The organism is uncultured Neglectibacter sp., assembly GCA_937958185.1.
GTDB lineage: Bacteria > Bacillota > Clostridia > Oscillospirales > Acutalibacteraceae > Acutalibacter.
In genome coordinates, this window is record CALFFN010000013.1 from 117,559 (window position 1) to 134,055 (window position 16,497).

The window sequence follows — 16,497 nt, forward strand, 5'->3', positions numbered from 1 at the left end:
CCTAACTGAAACTGATTTATTGTTTGGAATGCTTGTCCGGCAGGCTTATCCTATCTTCGCCTTGGGGTGGCAGTCCTGATAGACGCGCTTCACATGGTTGTCCAACAGCTGGACGTACACCTGCGTGGAGGAAATATCCGCATGACCCATCATGGTCTGGATATCTTTCACAGAAGCGCCGTTTTCCAGCAGATGCAGCGCAAAGGAATGGCGCAGCGTATGGGGCGTGATTTCCTTACTGATACCGGCTTCCGTGGCATAGCCTTTTACGATCTTCCAGAAGCCCTGGCGGGTCAGCCTGCCGCCGTTCAAATTGACAAACAGGGCGTTTTCGCTTTCAGGACCTGCGATCAGACCGCGCATTCGATAGATATAATCGGAAACCGCCACTACCGCAGACGGATAAATGGGGATTGGGCGGATTCCTTTGCTCCCCCTGCAGTACAGCACGCCGGAGCGGAGATTGATGTCCTTGATATTCAAATTGATAAGCTCGGAAACGCGAATGCCGGTAGCGTAAAGAAGCTCCAGCATCGCCTTGTCCCGGCAGCCCTTGGGCTCAGTGATATCCGGCTGCGCCAGCAGACGTTCGATATCTTCCCCGGAAAGCACCTGAGGAAGCTTTTTCACCGTTTTTTCCAGCTTGATCCCCTTTGCGGGGTTATAATCCAGCATTCCCCGGAAAATGAGAAACTTGTAAAAGCAGCGTACAGACGCCAGGTTCCGGGAAATCGTGGTGGGAGACCGTTTCAGGTCGTGCAGGTGGTCAATATATTCCTGAATGACTGCCTCGTCTGCCTCAACAGGCGCAACGCCACGCTCAGACAAAAACTCCAAAAAAGACATCACATCACGGAGATAAGACTCCCGTGTGTTTGCCGAGTTGGACTTCTGGTTTGTCAGATAATCGCTAAACATCGAATAATAGTCATTCATCCCTTACTTCCCCACTTTCTACAGACCTCTATACAAAGAACAGGACGCCGAGCATTGCCAAACCACCGCACAGAAAAGAAGATACGACCAAAATACAGAGAAAGGCAATATAGTCTTTCCAATAGCTGCGGAAATCAAGTGTTGCCGATTTCCGAAAATCATCGGAAAATTGTACCGCCCGTACTCCAAATAGCAGGAGCAGAATGGACGAGACGGCAGCGCCGGGCAAATATATCAACGCAAATTTCCCCAAACCATACAGCCCGTCCGCCCAAAGGGCGGAAGAAACTGCGATCCCCATAGCAGCGCCCTTACATAAGAGCAGACAGGGCGTCAGGAAACAGCCAAAAGCTGTAAAGCCAGAGAGAAATATTACAGTCAGGAAAATAAGCGAATGAAGCAAAAGTGTGGAAAAACAGGACAAAAAACCTGCTGCAGGCTGCGGAACGCCGGAAAAGAATAAGGGAAATAAATTTCGCTCCCGCAGCCCGTCAGGGATAAGAAACAGAAACGAACCTGCCAGCACTCCGGCAAAAAGCAATAACGATAAACAGAGAAACGTTCCCTTTCGATGGGAACACTTGTCCCAAAAAACTGTGCTCTCCAATCTGGGGCAGTCAGGCAGTGAAACAATTTTTCTTTTCATAGAGGTTGACTTCCTTTCCGGCAAAAACATAAAAGCGCTCTAAGTCATCTCTATGAAAAAAGAAGAAAAAGTATACTGAAAAAGGATGGAAACGTATAAATTCAAATCTTGTTTTTGAAACCAAGGTTAACAAATTATTGGAAACCAGTTTCAAGAGGGCAAAAAAATGAAAGTAAATAAATTATGGAGAAGCATTGAGCGGAAAAAGTGGGAAAATCAAGTGAAAAATCTGGTCGAAAATACAAAATATGCGATTTTTAAGCTTCTGCAACAGCACATCTTGTGATTTTTGGAATACTGAAATTTCCAGATTTTAAGCGGATTTTCAGGTTTCCTATTCCTTGTCTCAGCAAAAATCAGAAAACTTTCCTCGTGTTTTTATACTATAATACAATTCTCTGGATTTTGCAAGAGAAAAAATGAATATTTTCTCAGGATTTATTTTAAACTGCAAAAATTATGTAATATACATTATGTAAACTAATGTATATTATGCGAAGATGGTTATGTCGTCTATTCAAGATTTTGTGTGTATAAAAATACACGCAGCTACACTGTGTGTATTTGCGCTTCCCTATTTTCATAAGGATTGATTAAAATTTCACCCGGTCTTTTCGGTTTACCCCTAAAATTCCGCCGATAGAACCGCTGAGCAAAATTGCGGCAAATTTTCCAACGCTGGCAATGGAAAAATCATTTTTGAGCAGAAGAACGGAGACCAGCGCAACACAGAACGAGAAAATCAGCCCGCTTATTATGCCGAAAATCAGTCCTTTTTCTCTGGCGTAGGCGGCAGAAATCAACCCGCCTAAGAAGACAGCGAGACAGCCGATGACAGTCGTGATGATAGGGATGATCCCCCGCGGCAGTGCTTTCATCTTTCCGAAAATCAGTGCAAACAGTACCAATAGAGCCGCGCCTGTAATAACCATTACGCTCACGGACAATAAAATCGCTTTTCCTTTTTTCATAAAAAGAACCTCACAACTCTGAGATATCCATATCCTTTGCTATGGTAATCTCTATGAGCTGTGAGGCGTTTTTATGTGTGAACTTTAGGTTGGCTTTTTCTGATTGACCCGATAAAGCTGGGCGAAATACCCGTTTTGCTCCATCAGCTCTGCAAAGCTGCCTTCTTCTACAATGCTCCCCTCTCGGAAAACAACAATTTTGTCAAAGCTTTGCACTGCGTCCAATTTGTGGGTAACTGCAATTACTGTTTTGTCGTGAAGCAGCGCAAGCACCCTGTCTATCACGGATTTTTCCGTTAAGTTGTCCAGCGCGGAGGTGGCTTCGTCAAGAATGGTCAGCCCGGATTGCTGAAACCAAAGGCGGCACAGTGCTGTTCTCTGGCGCTCCCCGCCGGAAAGAACGGCTCCTCTTTCCCCTACCGGAGTGTCAAAGCCCTGCTCCATGGTGTGGAACAGACTGGTAAGCTCCACCTGCTCAATGGCGTGCAGCAGCTGTTCCTCGGAAGCCTCTTTTTCAAACAGGATATTTTCCCGCAGGCTCCCATCAAACACGGTAGAATCCTGAGAAAGATAGCTGATTTTTTCATAAAAGCCTGTCAGGGAAATTTCTTTCAGCTCGCTGTTATCTATCCATATGGAGCCGTTGGAATATTTCAGCAGCCCTGCGATCAGCTTCAGCAGCGTGGATTTTCCTGAGCCGCTCTCTCCTACAAACGCCACCTTTTCCCCGTGTTGTATCTCCAGATTCAGGTCGTGAAACAGGGTTCGTTCGCCATAGGAAAAGGAAAGGTTCTTGATGGAAATTCTGCCCGTGCAGCTTGGCAGCTCTTTTCCCGTTTGCAGTTGCTCGTCCTCTCTGCTGGAAAGAAATTCCTTATATCTCTGGAAGGAGGCTTTATCCAGTTTATACTGAACATAAAGAACATTAAAGATGGCAATTGGTGTGTAGGCATTGTTCAGCAGTGTAAGCAGCGCCACAGCAGAACCGATGGTAAGTTCGCCCGTCTGCCAGGCATAGACCAGGATCAAAACGTCCAGCACAGCCACCAGCAAAGCGAAAATCGTGAAAAACGCTTCATGGATCATGGTCATTTTTGTTTTCGCGGTGACGATCTGCTCCTTTGCCCGTGCTGCTTTGCGGATTTCACTGGGAAACTGCCGTGCCAGGCGGAATATGGGCATTTCCATGAATCCGCGCACCAGATAATGGTTCAGTCTCTCCTCGTTGGTCAAAATCCGTTCCTTGATGCGATACAGCGATTTCAGCAGCAGATTGGTGACAAGAAACACCAACACATATCCCAGTAACACGGCATACGTGATGGGTGCGCTGATCCTCCAAATGAAATAGACGCTGAACAGCATATTGGGCAGCTGTTCCCGAATGATAGAAAACCAAAAGTGGAATAAAATGTTCCGCCCGGCTTCCGCGCCGTTTTCAATGCGCTGGATCAGCTGCCCTGTGCCGAGCGTTTGGTACACCGCGTAGTCAATTCTGCTGATCTTCTCCAGCGCTAAGAGCTTAAAGTCCAGATAAATACCATGTTCCAGCTTCTTTTCCGGGTAATTTTCCAGATAATTTGCCAGATAGCTTATCACCAATAGACCGCCATAACATAAAATAGCCCCCAATGTGATAGAACGATTGGAAAGACCGTCAATAACGGTTTGAAAGTAGTGCGCCTGAAAATTTGTCAGGAACGCACAAAAGACACCGAGGACTAAGTAAAAAGCTGTCGTCCTCCGATTTTTCGTAAAATTTCTTTTTGATAACACATTTTGCTGTACTCCCGTAAAAAATTATTTTTCCGATTTTGGGTACAGTACAGCCGTGGTCTGAAGGCGTTTTTAATCTTTTCGCTCAGTACAATCCGCCAACAGGGAATCACAACTGTACTGAGCAGTTAATTCGCGGGGTTCGCAAAGCTGCGCGCCACCTTTCTAAAGAGAAAATGAGTAAAAAGCCTGTCTATACAAAAACGCCGAAGCCCAAATAGGCTGCGGCGCCTGTACAGTCAGTTCTGAAGCAGATCAGGCATCGTCCTCATGGACAGTATCCACACTGCCGATCGCCCAGCGCTTCACACGCATTCTGGACTTGTCGCTGCCGGTCTCGATCACAACGGAATCGCTTTCGTCCTTGACGGCAACAATACGACCGCAAATGCCGCCGATGGTGGTAACCTCATCTCCCACCTGAGCATTTTTCCGCATTTCAGCTTCCTTTTTCTTTTTCTTGTTCTGAGGGCGGAAGAAAACCAAATACAGAATCAGGAAAAAGGCGCCGTAAACCAGCAGCATAACGATCAGGCTCATGCTGTTGCCGGTCTGTTGAGACAAACGCATCATTGAGTTCATTCTTTTTTGACCTCCTAAAGTAAGTAAGTATGATTATACCAATAAAGGAAGAAACTTGCAAGCAAAATTCCTGAGTTTTGCAGATTTCTTAAATTCTTTTTCCGAGGGTTTCGATATTGTCCCGGTAAAACATCTCAAAATCCCCACGGTCAAGCGCTTCACGGATCTTCAAGAGCAGGGTGTTGTAAAAATGGAGGTTATGCATAACCATCAGCCGCATCGCCAGCATTTCCCCGGCTTTGAACAAATGGTGCAGGTATGCCCGGCTGAAATTCCGGCAGGTTGGACAATCACAGTGCTCGTCTAATGGGGCTTCGTCCAGTTCATATTTTGCGTTCATCAGGTTGCGGCAGCCCTCCCATGTAAAGGCGTGACCGTGCCGGGCGTTTCTGCTGGGCATCACGCAGTCGAACAAATCCACGCCCCGGCGGACGCTTTCCAGAATATTGGCGGGGGTCCCCACCCCCATTAAATAACGTATCTTATTCTTTGGCATGTAAGGCTCCACCGCTTCGATGATACGGTACATTTCTTCCGTGGGCTCCCCAACTGCCAGACCGCCGATGGCATAGCCGTCCAGGTCCATGTCGGCAATGCGCTTCATATGCTCGATACGCAGGTCGGCATAGGTGCAGCCCTGATTGATCCCAAACAAAAGCTGCTGCGGGTTTACCGTTCCCTCCTGAGCGTTCAATCGGTTCATCTCCGCTTTGCAACGTTCAAGCCACCGGGCAGTACGCTCGCAGGACGCTTTTGCATACTCGTAAGCAGCCGGGTTTTCTACACATTCGTCAAACGCCATGGCAATCGTAGAACCCAGATTGGACTGGATTTTCATGCTTTCCTCAGGTCCCATAAAGATACGGTGCCCATCAATATGGGAGGCAAAGGTAACGCCTTCTTCCGTAATATTCCGCAGCTTTGCCAGCGAAAACACCTGAAACCCGCCGCTGTCTGTCAGCACGGGACCTTCCCAGCCGGTAAATTTCCGAATTCCGCCCATCTTTTTCACCGTTTCGTCGCCGGGGCGCAGATGAAGATGGTAGGTATTACAAAGCTGTACCTGGCAATGCAGGTCTTTCAAATCATAGGCGGAAACAGCTCCCTTGATCGCTCCGGCTGTGGCAACATTCATAAACGCCGGGGTCTGCACGGTTCCGTGCACGGTATGAAGCTCTCCCCGCCTGGCGGATCCTTCCGTTTTCAGCAAATGATACATAGCATTTCTCCGTTTTCAAATATGGATTTGGAAGCTTCCAAAATCGAACAGCCCATTTCCCTGCTTTAGTTTGTCCTGACATTCCAGAGAAGAAAAGCCTTCTTCAATTTCTTCCGCCAGCCTGACCGGGATTTCCAAGTCATGGTGCCCAGGAAACAGTCTGCTGACGGGGCGCCGGTTGACCTTTTGGACCGATTGGTAAAACAAGAGCGGGTCCGTTGTAGGATAAAACGCATACAGGCAGCCCCGGTAAAGCAGGTCGCCGGAAAAAAGGTATTGACGCTCCGGCTCGTAAAAGCAGCAATGGCCGGGAGAATGCCCAGGCGTGTAAATGGTTTGGATTATTCGATTGCCCAAATCAAACTCTGTTCCATCTTCTAAAAGAAGCTGAGGTTCACCCTGAAAAATTTGATAAGCATTGGGTGAAAAATCCGGCGGAAAATCACAAGCTTTCTGAAGCAGGCTTCCTTTTACCGCCGCAAGAGGAATGGGAAATTTCTCAGCAAGCCAGTTCCTTTCCAGCCGATGGACGGCAATGCTGCCAAACAGCCCGTGACCGCCGATGTGATCCCAATGGGCGTGGGTCGTTGCTACAGTAATGGGCAAATCAGTAAGCTTGTCTACCTCTTCCTTTATATTGGAAACACCCAGCCCGGTATCAATCAGCAGAGCGGAACTCGTCCCCAACAGCAAATAGCAGTGAGTTTCCTCCCAATGCCTATACTCGCTGATTGCATAAGTATCTTTGTCCAAGGGTTCTATAGTAAACCAGTCATTCATTTTTTGCCCTCTACCGAACAAACATTGCGTCGCCAAAGCTGAAGAAGCGGTATTTTTCTCTGACCGCTTCGCGGTACGCGTTCAGCACGTGTTCCCTGCCTGCCAAAGCGGAAACCAGCATGATGAGGGTGCTTTCCGGCAGGTGAAAATTGGTGATAAGGGCGTCCAGCCCTTTGAATTCATAACCGGGATAGATAAAAATATCTGTCCAGCCTTCGCTTTCCCGGAAACAGCCCTCCTTTTGGGCGACCGATTCAATGGTGCGGCAGCTTGTAGTGCCCACTGCCACCACCCGCCCGCCGCTTCTTTTCGTCTCATTGATAAGGTCGGCGGTTTCCTGGGGCATATAGTAATGCTCCGCGTGCATTTTGTGATCGGTGATCCGTTCCGCGCTGACCGGGCGGAAGGTGCCCAGTCCCACATGGAGGGTGACAAAGCCGGTTTTTACGCCCTTTTCCCTGATCTTTTCCAGCAGCTCCGGGGTAAAGTGCAAGCCCGCCGTGGGCGCGGCGGCAGAGCCTATCTCCCGGGAATAGACTGTCTGGTACCGTTCTTTATCCTGTAATTTTGCCTTGATATACGGAGGCAGGGGCATTTGCCCAATTTGATCTAACAGCGCGAAAAAAACGCCGCTGTACTGGAATTTTACCAGCCGGTTGCCGTCCTCCCGCACCTGGAGCACTTCACAGCGCAGCTGCCCCTCGCCGAAAGTGAAAGTAGTTCCAGGCTTTGCCCGTTTTCCCGGCTTTGCAAGGACCTCCCAGACATCGCCACCTTTGTTTTCCAGCAAAAGAAACTCTACATGGGCGCCGGTATCGTCCTTGACGCCATAAATCCTGGCAGGCAGCACACGGGAATCGTTCAGGATCAGGCAATCGTTCGGAGACAGCATATCCACAATATCCCGGAAATAATAGTGCCCGGTCTCCCCCGTCTTTTTGTCTAGGGTCATCAAGCGGGAGCTGTCTCTGGGCTCCACAGGGGTTTGGGCGATCAGTTCCTCCGGCAGATCAAAACTGAAATCGCTGGTTTTCATAGAGCTTTCCATTCAGAGAATCCTTCTTTTCTATAATGTGGTCTGAGAAATATTTCACGGAATTCGGAAATTTTCATAGAATATAAGAACGAAAAATTGACAACGGAGATAAACTAGGGTATGATTAGGAAGAAATAGAGGCGCAGCTTTCATCAGTAACGGAACGGAGGTCGCCAAAACCGTGGAACTTCCGCGAAAGGGAACGCTGCCGAAGAAAATATCCGGCAAATGTTTTCTGGTTGCCGCGGCGAACAGCCCTGCGACTGTCATCTTTATTTAAGATGGAGTGCTATTATGTTTTTGAGATTTATCTCGAAAAGCAGCATTCCTATTATAAAAGATTGACAGCCGGTTTTCAACCGGTTTTTTTCTGCCTCATATTTTGCAGCCTGACACAGAAAGGATATGTCAATATGAAACAGTATCGTGTAGGAATTATCGGATGCACAGGAATGGTGGGACAGCGGTTTGCCACCATCTTGGAAAACCACCCCTGGTTCAAGGTGACGGCAGTGGCAGCAAGCGCTAAATCCGCCGGGAAAACATATCAGGAAGCAGTGGAAGGGCGCTGGGCAATGAAGACGCCTCTTCCCGCCAGCATGGCAAATTTGACCGTTTATGACGCGGAAAAGGACATTGACACCGTTGTCTCTCTGGTGGATTTCGTGTTCTGCGCCGTCAATATGAAATCGGAAGAAATTCTCGCCCTGGAAGAAGCCTACGCTAAGAAGGAATGCCCCGTGCTGTCCAACAACAAGCAGCACCGCGGCTTTCCCGACGTTCCCATGATCGTGCCGGAATTGAATGCCGACCATGCCCAGGTCATTGAGACCCAGCGGAAGCGTTTGGGCACCAGGCGCGGCTTTATCGCCGTCAAGAGCAACTGCTCCCTGCAAAGCTATGTACCGGCGATTCATCCCCTGCTGGATCTGGGCGTCACCAAGGTGCTCGCCTGCACCTATCAGGCGATTTCCGGCGCTGGTAAGACCTTTGAGACCATGCCGGAAATCATCGACAACGTGATCCCCTACATCGGCGGCGAGGAAGAAAAATCCGAGCAGGAGCCTTTGAAGATCTGGGGCAAGGTGGAAAACGGCGTGATCGTCAACGCCACCTCCCCCTCCATCACCTCCCAGTGCCTGCGCGTGCCTGTTTCCGACGGTCACATGGCGGCGGTGTTCTTCTCCATGGAGCACAAGATTTCCAAGGAGGAGATCATTCAGCGCTGGACCGATTTTAAGGGGCCTGCTCAGGAGCTGGAGCTGCCCAGCGCACCCAAACAGTTTATCCACTATTTTACGGAAGACAATCGTCCCCAGACTAAACTGGATCGAGATTTGGAAGGCGGCATGGCTATTTCCGTCGGTCGTCTCCGCCCTGACACCCAGTATGATTACAAATTTGTCTGCCTGTCGCACAACACCTTGCGGGGCGCTGCCGGCGGCGGACTGCTGATGGCAGAGCTGCTCTGCAAGCTCGGTTATTTGGACTGATATTACTTTTTCGGAGGTTGCAGCCTTATGAAAGAATTGCTTTTTTCCGGCGCAGGAACTGCCCTGATCACTCCCTTTGACAAAGAGGGGAACATTCTCTGGGAAGAACTGGAACAGCTGGTGGAATTTCAAATAGAGAACGGCATTGATTCCATCATTGCCTGCGGCACCACAGGCGAAGCCGCCACAATGACTGCAGAAGAACATCTGAAGACCATTGAATTTATCATTCAAAAGGTCCGTGGGCGCGTGCCTGTGATTGCTGGCACCGGCAGCAATGACACCCGGTTCTGTGTGGAGCTGTCTCTGGAAGCAAAAAAGCTTGGCGCGGACGGTTTGCTGCTGGTCACCCCCTACTATAACAAGACCTCACAGAAAGGGTTGGAGGAGAACTTCAACTTCATCGCCGACAGTGTGAAAATGCCCTGCGTTTTGTATAATGTTCCCGCCCGCACCGGCTGCAATATCCAGCCTGCCACTTATCAGAAGCTCTCAAAAAACCCATACATTGTAGCAGTAAAGGAAGCAAACGGCGACACCGCCTCCGTAGCAAGGACCCTTGCCCTCTGCGGAGATGATTTGACGGTGTATTCCGGCGAGGACAATGAAACCCTCCCCATTTTGGCATTGGGCGGCAAGGGCGTGATCTCCGTCTTTTCCAATGCCCTGCCCCGCCAGCTCCACGATCTGTCCACCGCAGTGCTCCATAACGATCTGGAAACTGCCCGAAAGCTGAACACGGAATATCTTGATTTGATGGACGGCTTCTTTATGGACGTGAACCCCATTCCCATCAAGGAAGCGCTGTACCGCATGGGCATGATCAGCACCAATTACTGCCGTATGCCCCTGACCACCATGACCGAAGCCAATACGGAAAAACTGATAGCTCTTTTGCAAAAGCACAATTTGCCGGTTCGCGCGTAAAGCGCACGTAAATCGTGCAGGAAGTGACAAGGAAAGGAAGACAATATGGTCGATATCATTTTGTGCGGCTGCAACGGAAAAATGGGCGCCGCAGTACAGGCGGCGATCAGCCAGCGGGAAGACTGCCGTATCGTTGCCGGTGTAGATGTGACCGGGCAAGCCCGCTCGGAATTCCCCGTATATGCCGCGCCTGAGGAAGTTCGGGAAAGCGCCGACGTGCTCATTGATTTTTCCCACCCCACCGCATTAAAGCCTATTTTGGACTATTGCCGTACCCATTCCGGCACGGCTGCCGTTCTGTGTACCACCGGATACGACCAGGAGCAGGTGGAGCAAATTAAAAAAGCAGCTGAAACGACGCCTGTTTTTTATTCCCGAAATATGTCTCTGGGGATCAATCTTCTGATAGAGCTTGCAAAAAAAGCAGAAGCCGTGCTGGGAGATTCCTTTGACGTGGAGATCGTGGAAATGCACCACAATCAGAAGCTGGACGCTCCCAGCGGAACGGCGCTTATGCTTGCCGACGCCATAAACAATGTGCGGGACGACCAGATGAAATATACCTATGACCGCCACTCTCAACGGAAAAAGCGGGAAAAAAGTGAAATCGGGCTGCATTCTGTACGGGGCGGCACCATTGTGGGAGAACACCAGGTCATTTTTTCCGGGCTGCATGAAGTCATCACCCTTTCCCATTCTGCCCAGTCCAAGGAGCTGTTCGCTTCCGGCGCGGTGCGGGCGGCAGTGTTTATGAAGCAGCAAAGCCCAGGGCTGTACGATATGTCCAATTTGATTTAAGGAGATATTTTCATGAGTAAAACAACGGTCGTCAGCACAGTGGATAATATCACGCTGGTCACGCTGCAGGGCTTCCCTGCCAATGCTGATTCCATCGCGAAAATTTTTGACGCCATTTCCGGCTATGATATCAACATCGACATGATCTCCATGGCGCCTACTCACGGCGCTTTGACGGGGCTTTCCTTCACCATTTCCGATAACGATCTGATCGACATTCTTTCCTTTACCTCTTCCCTCAAAAAGGAGACAAATGTAAATGTCATCGTCAGCAGCGTCAATCACAAAATTTCCGTGTATGACCCTGTCATGAAGAATACGCCCGGTATTGCAGCCAAGGTGTTTAACGCTATTCGCACCACAGACGCCGATATCCGGCTCATCACCACCTCAGAGGTAGAGATATCCCTGCTTGTGACAGAGGCCGATTTTGACACGGTGTACAACGCCATTGTCAAGGCAATGGAATAATATTCTGTTATCATAAAAACCATTAAAACGAAAAAGCCTCCTGCGGTAGAATGGGTAACTACCACAGGAGGCTTTGCTATGCCAATTTGAGAAGTGAATTAGAGAACGGGTTTTCCAGGCACATTTTAGCGGAAATTTCACTTTTTTCCTTTTTTCCGGCGGCGGTTGCTGGAAAATGCTTCCAACAGCAACTTTTCTCCCTCCACGGCAAGAAGCGGAAACAGGGAAAACAGGAAAACGATAAGCCACTGAAAGCTGGTCAGAGTGGCGGTTTTAAACATAGCGGATAAAGGCGGGACCAAAATCACACTGACCATCAGCAGGGCGCATACCCCACAGGCGGCAAGGAGCTTCTTGTTGCCAAAAACCCCTAATTTCAGCACCGAATGCTCTGAACGCATATTGAAGCTGTGCACCAACTGGGACAGGCTCAGCACGGCAAAGCCCATGGTACGACCTATCCAGGGCTCCATGGGGTCGGTGTCGAACCAGACCCGCCCGATGGTGTAGGCAAGCAGTGCCAACGCGCCGACAAGGCAGCCCTCAGCCGCCACGGAAAATCCCATTCCCCCGGAAAAAATGCCTTCATTTTTCTTGTGGGGCGGCTCTTCCATCACGTCATGCTGGATCGGGTCTGCTCCCAGCGCCAATGCCGGCAGGGAATCTGTCACAAGGTTGACCCATAGAAGCTGTATCGCCAGAAGCGGCGCAGGGGCGCGAAGCAAAAAAGCCACAAAGACCACCAGGATTTCCCCGATATTACAGGAAAGCAGAAAATGAATGGTTTTGCGAATATTTTTGTAGATTCCCCTGCCCTCCCGGACCGCAGACACAATGGTGGAGAAATTGTCGTCCGTCAGCACCATATCCGCGGCGGATTTTGCTACCTCGGTGCCGTTTTTCCCCATAGCGCAGCCGATATCGGCGCTTTTCAAAGCCGGGGCGTCGTTTACGCCGTCCCCTGTCATGGCGACTACCATATCTCTGCGCTGGAACGCCTTGACGATCTTTACCTTGTGCTCCGGCGAGACCCGGGCAAAAATGCGGTAATCGAAAATCTTTTTACTGAGCTCCGCTTCGCTGAGACGGTCCAATTCCGCGCCGGTCATCACGCCGCTGGTATCGTCGGCAATCCCAATGCGTTTTCCGATAGCAAGGGCTGTAGCGGCATGGTCCCCTGTGATCATCACGGGTAAAATGCCTGCCCTCTTGCACTCGGATACCGCCGCTTTTACACCCTGCCTGGGCGGGTCTTCCATACCGATCAGCCCGCAGAATATCAGCCCGCTTTCCGTTTCCCGGTCATCGCCCGGCAGGCTGGAAACGTCCTTATACGCCACCGCAAGTACACGCAGGGCGCGCGCCGCTAAAGCGGTATTGTCGGCTAAAATCTTCGCCTTCTGTGATCCGCTGAAAGGAACGACAGTGCTGCCCTTCTGCATTTGGGTGCACCGGGCGATCAGAACGTCCGGCGCGCCCTTGGAAATAATACGGTAGCCCTGGGCAGTGCGGTGGGCGGTGGTCATCATCTTTCGAGCGGAAGTAAAGGCGATCTCCCCGGCTCTGGGAAAGCTTTCCTCCAGTGTGGCTTTCGAGCTATGACACGCCCGCAGAAAGGCTGTTTCCGTGGGGTCGCCAAAAAGCTTTCCCTCCTGTTCCTCGGAATTATTGCAGAGGGTGGCAAGCTCCAGCGCGAACTGCGCGGCGGCGCCGTCGATCCGTTCCTCCCCATAAGCGCTGGAAAAGGTGGTGACAGTCATTTTGTTCTGTGTCAAAGTTCCCGTTTTGTCGGAGCATATCACCTGGGTGCTGCCCAGCGCTTCCACTGCGGGCATATGGCGCACGATCGCGCGCTTTTGCGCCATGCGTTTGATCCCCATGGCAAGGACGATAGTGACCACCGCTGTAAGTCCTTCGGGAATGGCGGCAACGCCCAGGCTGATAGCGATCATAAACATTTCCAGTGGCTCGATTTTCTGAATCAGCCCCAGTGTGAAAATCACGGCGCAGATGATGACAACGCCGATCCCCAGCACCTTGCCGGTCTGCTTCATTTTCTGCTGCAACGGCGTAACAGGAGCTTTTTCATGCTCCAGCATTTTGGCGATCTGCCCCATGCCTGTGTCCATTCCTGTAGCGGTGACGATACCCACCCCCGCGCCGGAGGCGACCCCTGTGGAGGCAAACACCATATTTTTCCGCTCGGCTAAGGTGGCGTCCTCCGGGCAGATAGCGTTTGCGTCCTTTTCCGCCGGGACTGATTCTCCTGTGAGAGCGGATTCCTCCGCCTGCAGCTCCACACTTTTGATGAGCCGGATATCCGCCGGAACAAGGTCACCTGCTTTGAGGATCACCACATCGCCCGGAACAAGCTCCCAGCTTTCCACGGTGCGCTTCCTGCCGTCCCGCAAAACTCTGGCATGGGGGGAAGACATTTTTTTCAGGGCTTCTATCGCCTGATCCGCCCGAAGCTCCTGCACCATGCTTATCACCGCGTTGCACACCACAATGGCAAGGATAATAATGGAATCGATAAAGTCGTTGTCCCCGCGCAGGCGGGAAACAAAAAAGGAAATGCCTGCCGCTGCCAGAAGGATCAGCACCATAAAATCCTTGAACTGGCTCAAAAACCGCACAATAAGGTTTTGCCGCTTTGTTTCCTTGATCTCATTTTTTCCGTATTGCTGCCGCCGCTTTTGCACCTCGGCAGTGGTAAGACCGCGATTGCCGTCTGTTTCCAGCCTTTCCGCAGCTTCCCGCCAGCCAATGCTGTAAAGCCCCATTTTTATCATCACTTTCCTCTCTTTGCTCAGTGGGAGGTCCTTTTATGGCTTAGCAGGGTCCATTCCAGCCTTTTTCCATTGCTGGAACGCAAAACCTCTTCCCTGATTTCGCCATTTGGAAATCTATACGCTTTCCAGATACTTTTTATGTATTTCCAAATGGGGAGCCTTGTGCTATAATAATCGCAAATCATAACACGAAAAAAACACCGAAGGAGCTTTCATGAACGGGATTAACGCATTTGACGGAACGATAATGGATTTCATACAGCGGTGGTTTCACAACATTGTGACGGACAGCGTGTTTCCGGTGATAACGTATTTGGGAGAAGCGGGGGCTGTATGGCTCCTGCTGGCAGCGGCATTTTTGCTGCAAAAAAGCACCCGGCGGCGGGGCATACTGATGGTTTGCGCTATTGCAGCAGGTTTTCTGACAGGTGAGGTACTGTTGAAAAATATCGTCTGCCGGGAAAGACCGTTCCAGATGTTTCCGAATTATACATCCCTACTGATTTCCCCACCCTCAGGATTCTCCTTTCCCTCCGGGCACACCTGCGCTTCCTTTGCCGCCGCCACCGTACTGTGTCGGGAATCCCGCAAATGGGGCGTTCCGGCGCTGGTTCTCGCGTTGCTGATCGGTTTTTCCAGAATTTTTCTTTTTGTTCACTGGACCACCGATGTACTTGCGGGAATGGCGTTAGGTATCTTCTTTGGGCTGCTGACCTGCTGGGTCGCTGCAAAATTGGAGCAGCGAAAAGCGATAAAAAATTAGTAAGAGGAAATACCTTTTTGCAAATACAATAGAAAAACACAAACAACACCTCCTATGGCAGAATGAAAAACTGCCATAGGAGGTGTTGTTATACGAAAATAGAGGTCAAAAGCATTTTATGCTTTTGACCTTCACTGAATACCTGCAAACAGGAATAGACAAGTCCATCAACAGCGGTGACACCCATATTTTTCGCTAAAGAGAATATTTGGCAAAGTACGTTTATCATCTACGCTGCGTAATTCGTTCGTCGATCCTGCGTACTACGCTGTTGGTATAAGCGGCAAAATATTTCAGCCAAAAACCGCGAGCCGTCGAATTAAAGCTTTCAAAATTCACGCCAAGCTTGGTATAGCCTTCTCTTTTCAGAATAGAAATGGTAAAATTCAATAAATTTTGGTACAGCCCTTTACCCCTGTGCTCCGGCAGGCAATATGCCCCGGTAATATGGCGGTAGCTATTTCCCGTTGCTACAAATGCTTCGCCGGAAGCTGAAATCTTCAAAAATGCGCACAATTTGCCGTTCTGCTTTGCCGCGAAGTACCGTCCCCCGTCCTGCACGGAGGATATCTCAAACTCCTCTTGTGTTTCGGGTTTCCGATTCATAAAGAATGGGCTTTCGCAGTAGTGGCGGTTTAGTGCCAAATAGAGTGGATAGACAAAGTGATATTGAGAGTTTGGCAATTCGGTAAAATCATAGCCTGTGCAAGGCTTACAGTCAATCAGTTCCATCGGACGAATAGCATCTAAACAGCGCAGACCAAAACCATAACGGTAAAATTGCCGCTGAAGCTCTTCATCATGGGCATATAGGCAGATCGCATGGGAAACCGCCCCGGACTTTACCCATTTTTCTCCTGCCGCCTGATACATGGCGGCATAAATTTTGGAACGGTTTCTAGCAATAGCTGCGTTTGCGCCCATCGGAGAAAAAACACCTCTCACATCTGTCGCGCGAAACGCATGTTCAAAAGGTTCGCAACAACACAAAAACCCAACCAGCTTTTCATTTTCAATTGTGGCAACGCCCAACCTATTCTCTGCAAAACCATTTAAGTCTGGAATAACGCGCACTTGCGGCAATTCTTTTACAAATTGCCGTTCATCATAATAGTTTGCAAGCGCAAGCGCCATTGCTTCCTCGATATGCTGCTTTTCAAAATCTAAAATATTCATCAATCTCTCCTCTGTTTCACTGCCGGAGAGCTAAGCTGTAGTCGCCCTCCGCATTGGAATTGTACGCAGCAATAATTTTCATATCACATCATCTCCTTTGCGTAAGAATACTATCTTTTGCCGTTCAAACT

General features: G+C 49.8%; 15 protein-coding genes and 1 riboswitch. Of the genes, 5 read left to right on the plus strand and 10 right to left on the minus strand.

The genetic code is table 11. From position 1 onward, the window contains the following. Nucleotides 1-45 precede the first annotated feature (45 nt). The 8 genes from AB8996_RS04090 to queA all read right to left on the minus strand — a co-directional run bounded on the left by AB8996_RS04090 (nt 46) and on the right by queA (nt 7,946). Nucleotides 46-918 (minus strand): site-specific tyrosine recombinase, encoded by an 873-nt coding sequence (locus tag AB8996_RS04090; protein ID WP_369297691.1) that lies wholly within the window; start codon nt 916-918, stop codon nt 46-48. Between the two features lie 46 nt (nt 919-964). Beyond that, on the minus strand, nt 965-1,582 hold the full coding sequence (locus AB8996_RS04095) for a hypothetical protein (RefSeq protein WP_369297692.1): 618 nt from the start codon (nt 1,580-1,582) through the stop codon (nt 965-967). A 593-nt stretch (nt 1,583-2,175) separates the two neighbouring features. Continuing rightward, the gene (locus AB8996_RS04100) at nt 2,176-2,553 is read right to left on the minus strand and encodes a TIGR04086 family membrane protein (RefSeq protein ID WP_369297693.1); all 378 of its coding nucleotides are present in this window, start codon (nt 2,551-2,553) and stop codon (nt 2,176-2,178) included. Between the two features lie 84 nt (nt 2,554-2,637). Beyond that, nucleotides 2,638-4,329, minus strand: a complete 1,692-nt coding sequence (locus AB8996_RS04105; protein WP_369297694.1) for an ABC transporter ATP-binding protein — start codon at nt 4,327-4,329, stop codon at nt 2,638-2,640. A 255-nt stretch (nt 4,330-4,584) separates the two neighbouring features. Beyond that, a complete protein-coding gene (gene yajC / locus AB8996_RS04110) occupies nt 4,585-4,911 on the minus strand; it encodes a preprotein translocase subunit YajC (RefSeq protein ID WP_369297695.1) in 327 nt (108 codons plus the stop codon). Between the two features lie 88 nt (nt 4,912-4,999). Then, entirely contained in the window at nt 5,000-6,130 is a 1,131-nt protein-coding gene (tgt, locus tag AB8996_RS04115) for a tRNA guanosine(34) transglycosylase Tgt (RefSeq protein ID WP_369297696.1), read from the minus strand. 15 nt (nt 6,131-6,145) lie between these two features. Continuing rightward, on the minus strand, nt 6,146-6,910 hold the full coding sequence (locus AB8996_RS04120) for an MBL fold metallo-hydrolase (RefSeq protein ID WP_369297697.1): 765 nt from the start codon (nt 6,908-6,910) through the stop codon (nt 6,146-6,148). Nucleotides 6,911-6,920: 10 nt separating this feature from the next. Continuing rightward, nucleotides 6,921-7,946, minus strand: a complete 1,026-nt coding sequence (gene queA / locus AB8996_RS04125) for a tRNA preQ1(34) S-adenosylmethionine ribosyltransferase-isomerase QueA (RefSeq protein ID WP_369297698.1) — start codon at nt 7,944-7,946, stop codon at nt 6,921-6,923. 127 nt (nt 7,947-8,073) lie between these two features. Beyond that, a riboswitch (Lysine riboswitch) is annotated at nt 8,074-8,246 on the plus strand. A gap of 113 nt (nt 8,247-8,359) precedes the next feature. Between queA and asd the strand changes: the two genes are divergently transcribed. From asd to AB8996_RS04145, 4 genes are read left to right on the plus strand one after another with little or no spacing between them, the layout of a single operon-like run. Beyond that, nucleotides 8,360-9,439, plus strand: coding sequence for an aspartate-semialdehyde dehydrogenase (gene asd, locus AB8996_RS04130; protein ID WP_369297699.1), 1,080 nt, complete (start codon nt 8,360-8,362; stop codon nt 9,437-9,439). Nucleotides 9,440-9,466: 27 nt separating this feature from the next. Then, nucleotides 9,467-10,366: a 4-hydroxy-tetrahydrodipicolinate synthase gene (gene dapA / locus AB8996_RS04135; protein WP_369297700.1), complete on the plus strand. Its 900-nt coding sequence runs from the start codon at nt 9,467-9,469 to the stop codon at nt 10,364-10,366. Between the two features lie 45 nt (nt 10,367-10,411). Beyond that, the gene (gene dapB / locus AB8996_RS04140) at nt 10,412-11,164 is read left to right on the plus strand and encodes a 4-hydroxy-tetrahydrodipicolinate reductase (protein WP_369297701.1); all 753 of its coding nucleotides are present in this window, start codon (nt 10,412-10,414) and stop codon (nt 11,162-11,164) included. A gap of 12 nt (nt 11,165-11,176) precedes the next feature. Next, a complete protein-coding gene (locus tag AB8996_RS04145; RefSeq protein WP_369297702.1) occupies nt 11,177-11,635 on the plus strand; it encodes a hypothetical protein in 459 nt (152 codons plus the stop codon). Between the two features lie 137 nt (nt 11,636-11,772). Here the strand turns inward: AB8996_RS04145 and AB8996_RS04150 are convergent, their stop codons facing one another. After that, the gene (locus AB8996_RS04150) at nt 11,773-14,427 is read right to left on the minus strand and encodes a calcium-translocating P-type ATPase, PMCA-type (RefSeq protein ID WP_369297703.1); all 2,655 of its coding nucleotides are present in this window, start codon (nt 14,425-14,427) and stop codon (nt 11,773-11,775) included. 214 nt (nt 14,428-14,641) lie between these two features. Between AB8996_RS04150 and AB8996_RS04155 the strand changes: the two genes are divergently transcribed. Further along, complete coding sequence (locus tag AB8996_RS04155; RefSeq protein ID WP_369297704.1) at nt 14,642-15,190, plus strand: phosphatase PAP2 family protein; 549 nt, start codon at nt 14,642-14,644, stop codon at nt 15,188-15,190. A 225-nt stretch (nt 15,191-15,415) separates the two neighbouring features. Here the strand turns inward: AB8996_RS04155 and AB8996_RS04160 are convergent, their stop codons facing one another. Beyond that, on the minus strand, nt 15,416-16,366 hold the full coding sequence (locus AB8996_RS04160; RefSeq protein ID WP_369297705.1) for a GNAT family N-acetyltransferase: 951 nt from the start codon (nt 16,364-16,366) through the stop codon (nt 15,416-15,418). Between the last annotated feature and the right edge of the window lie 131 nt (nt 16,367-16,497).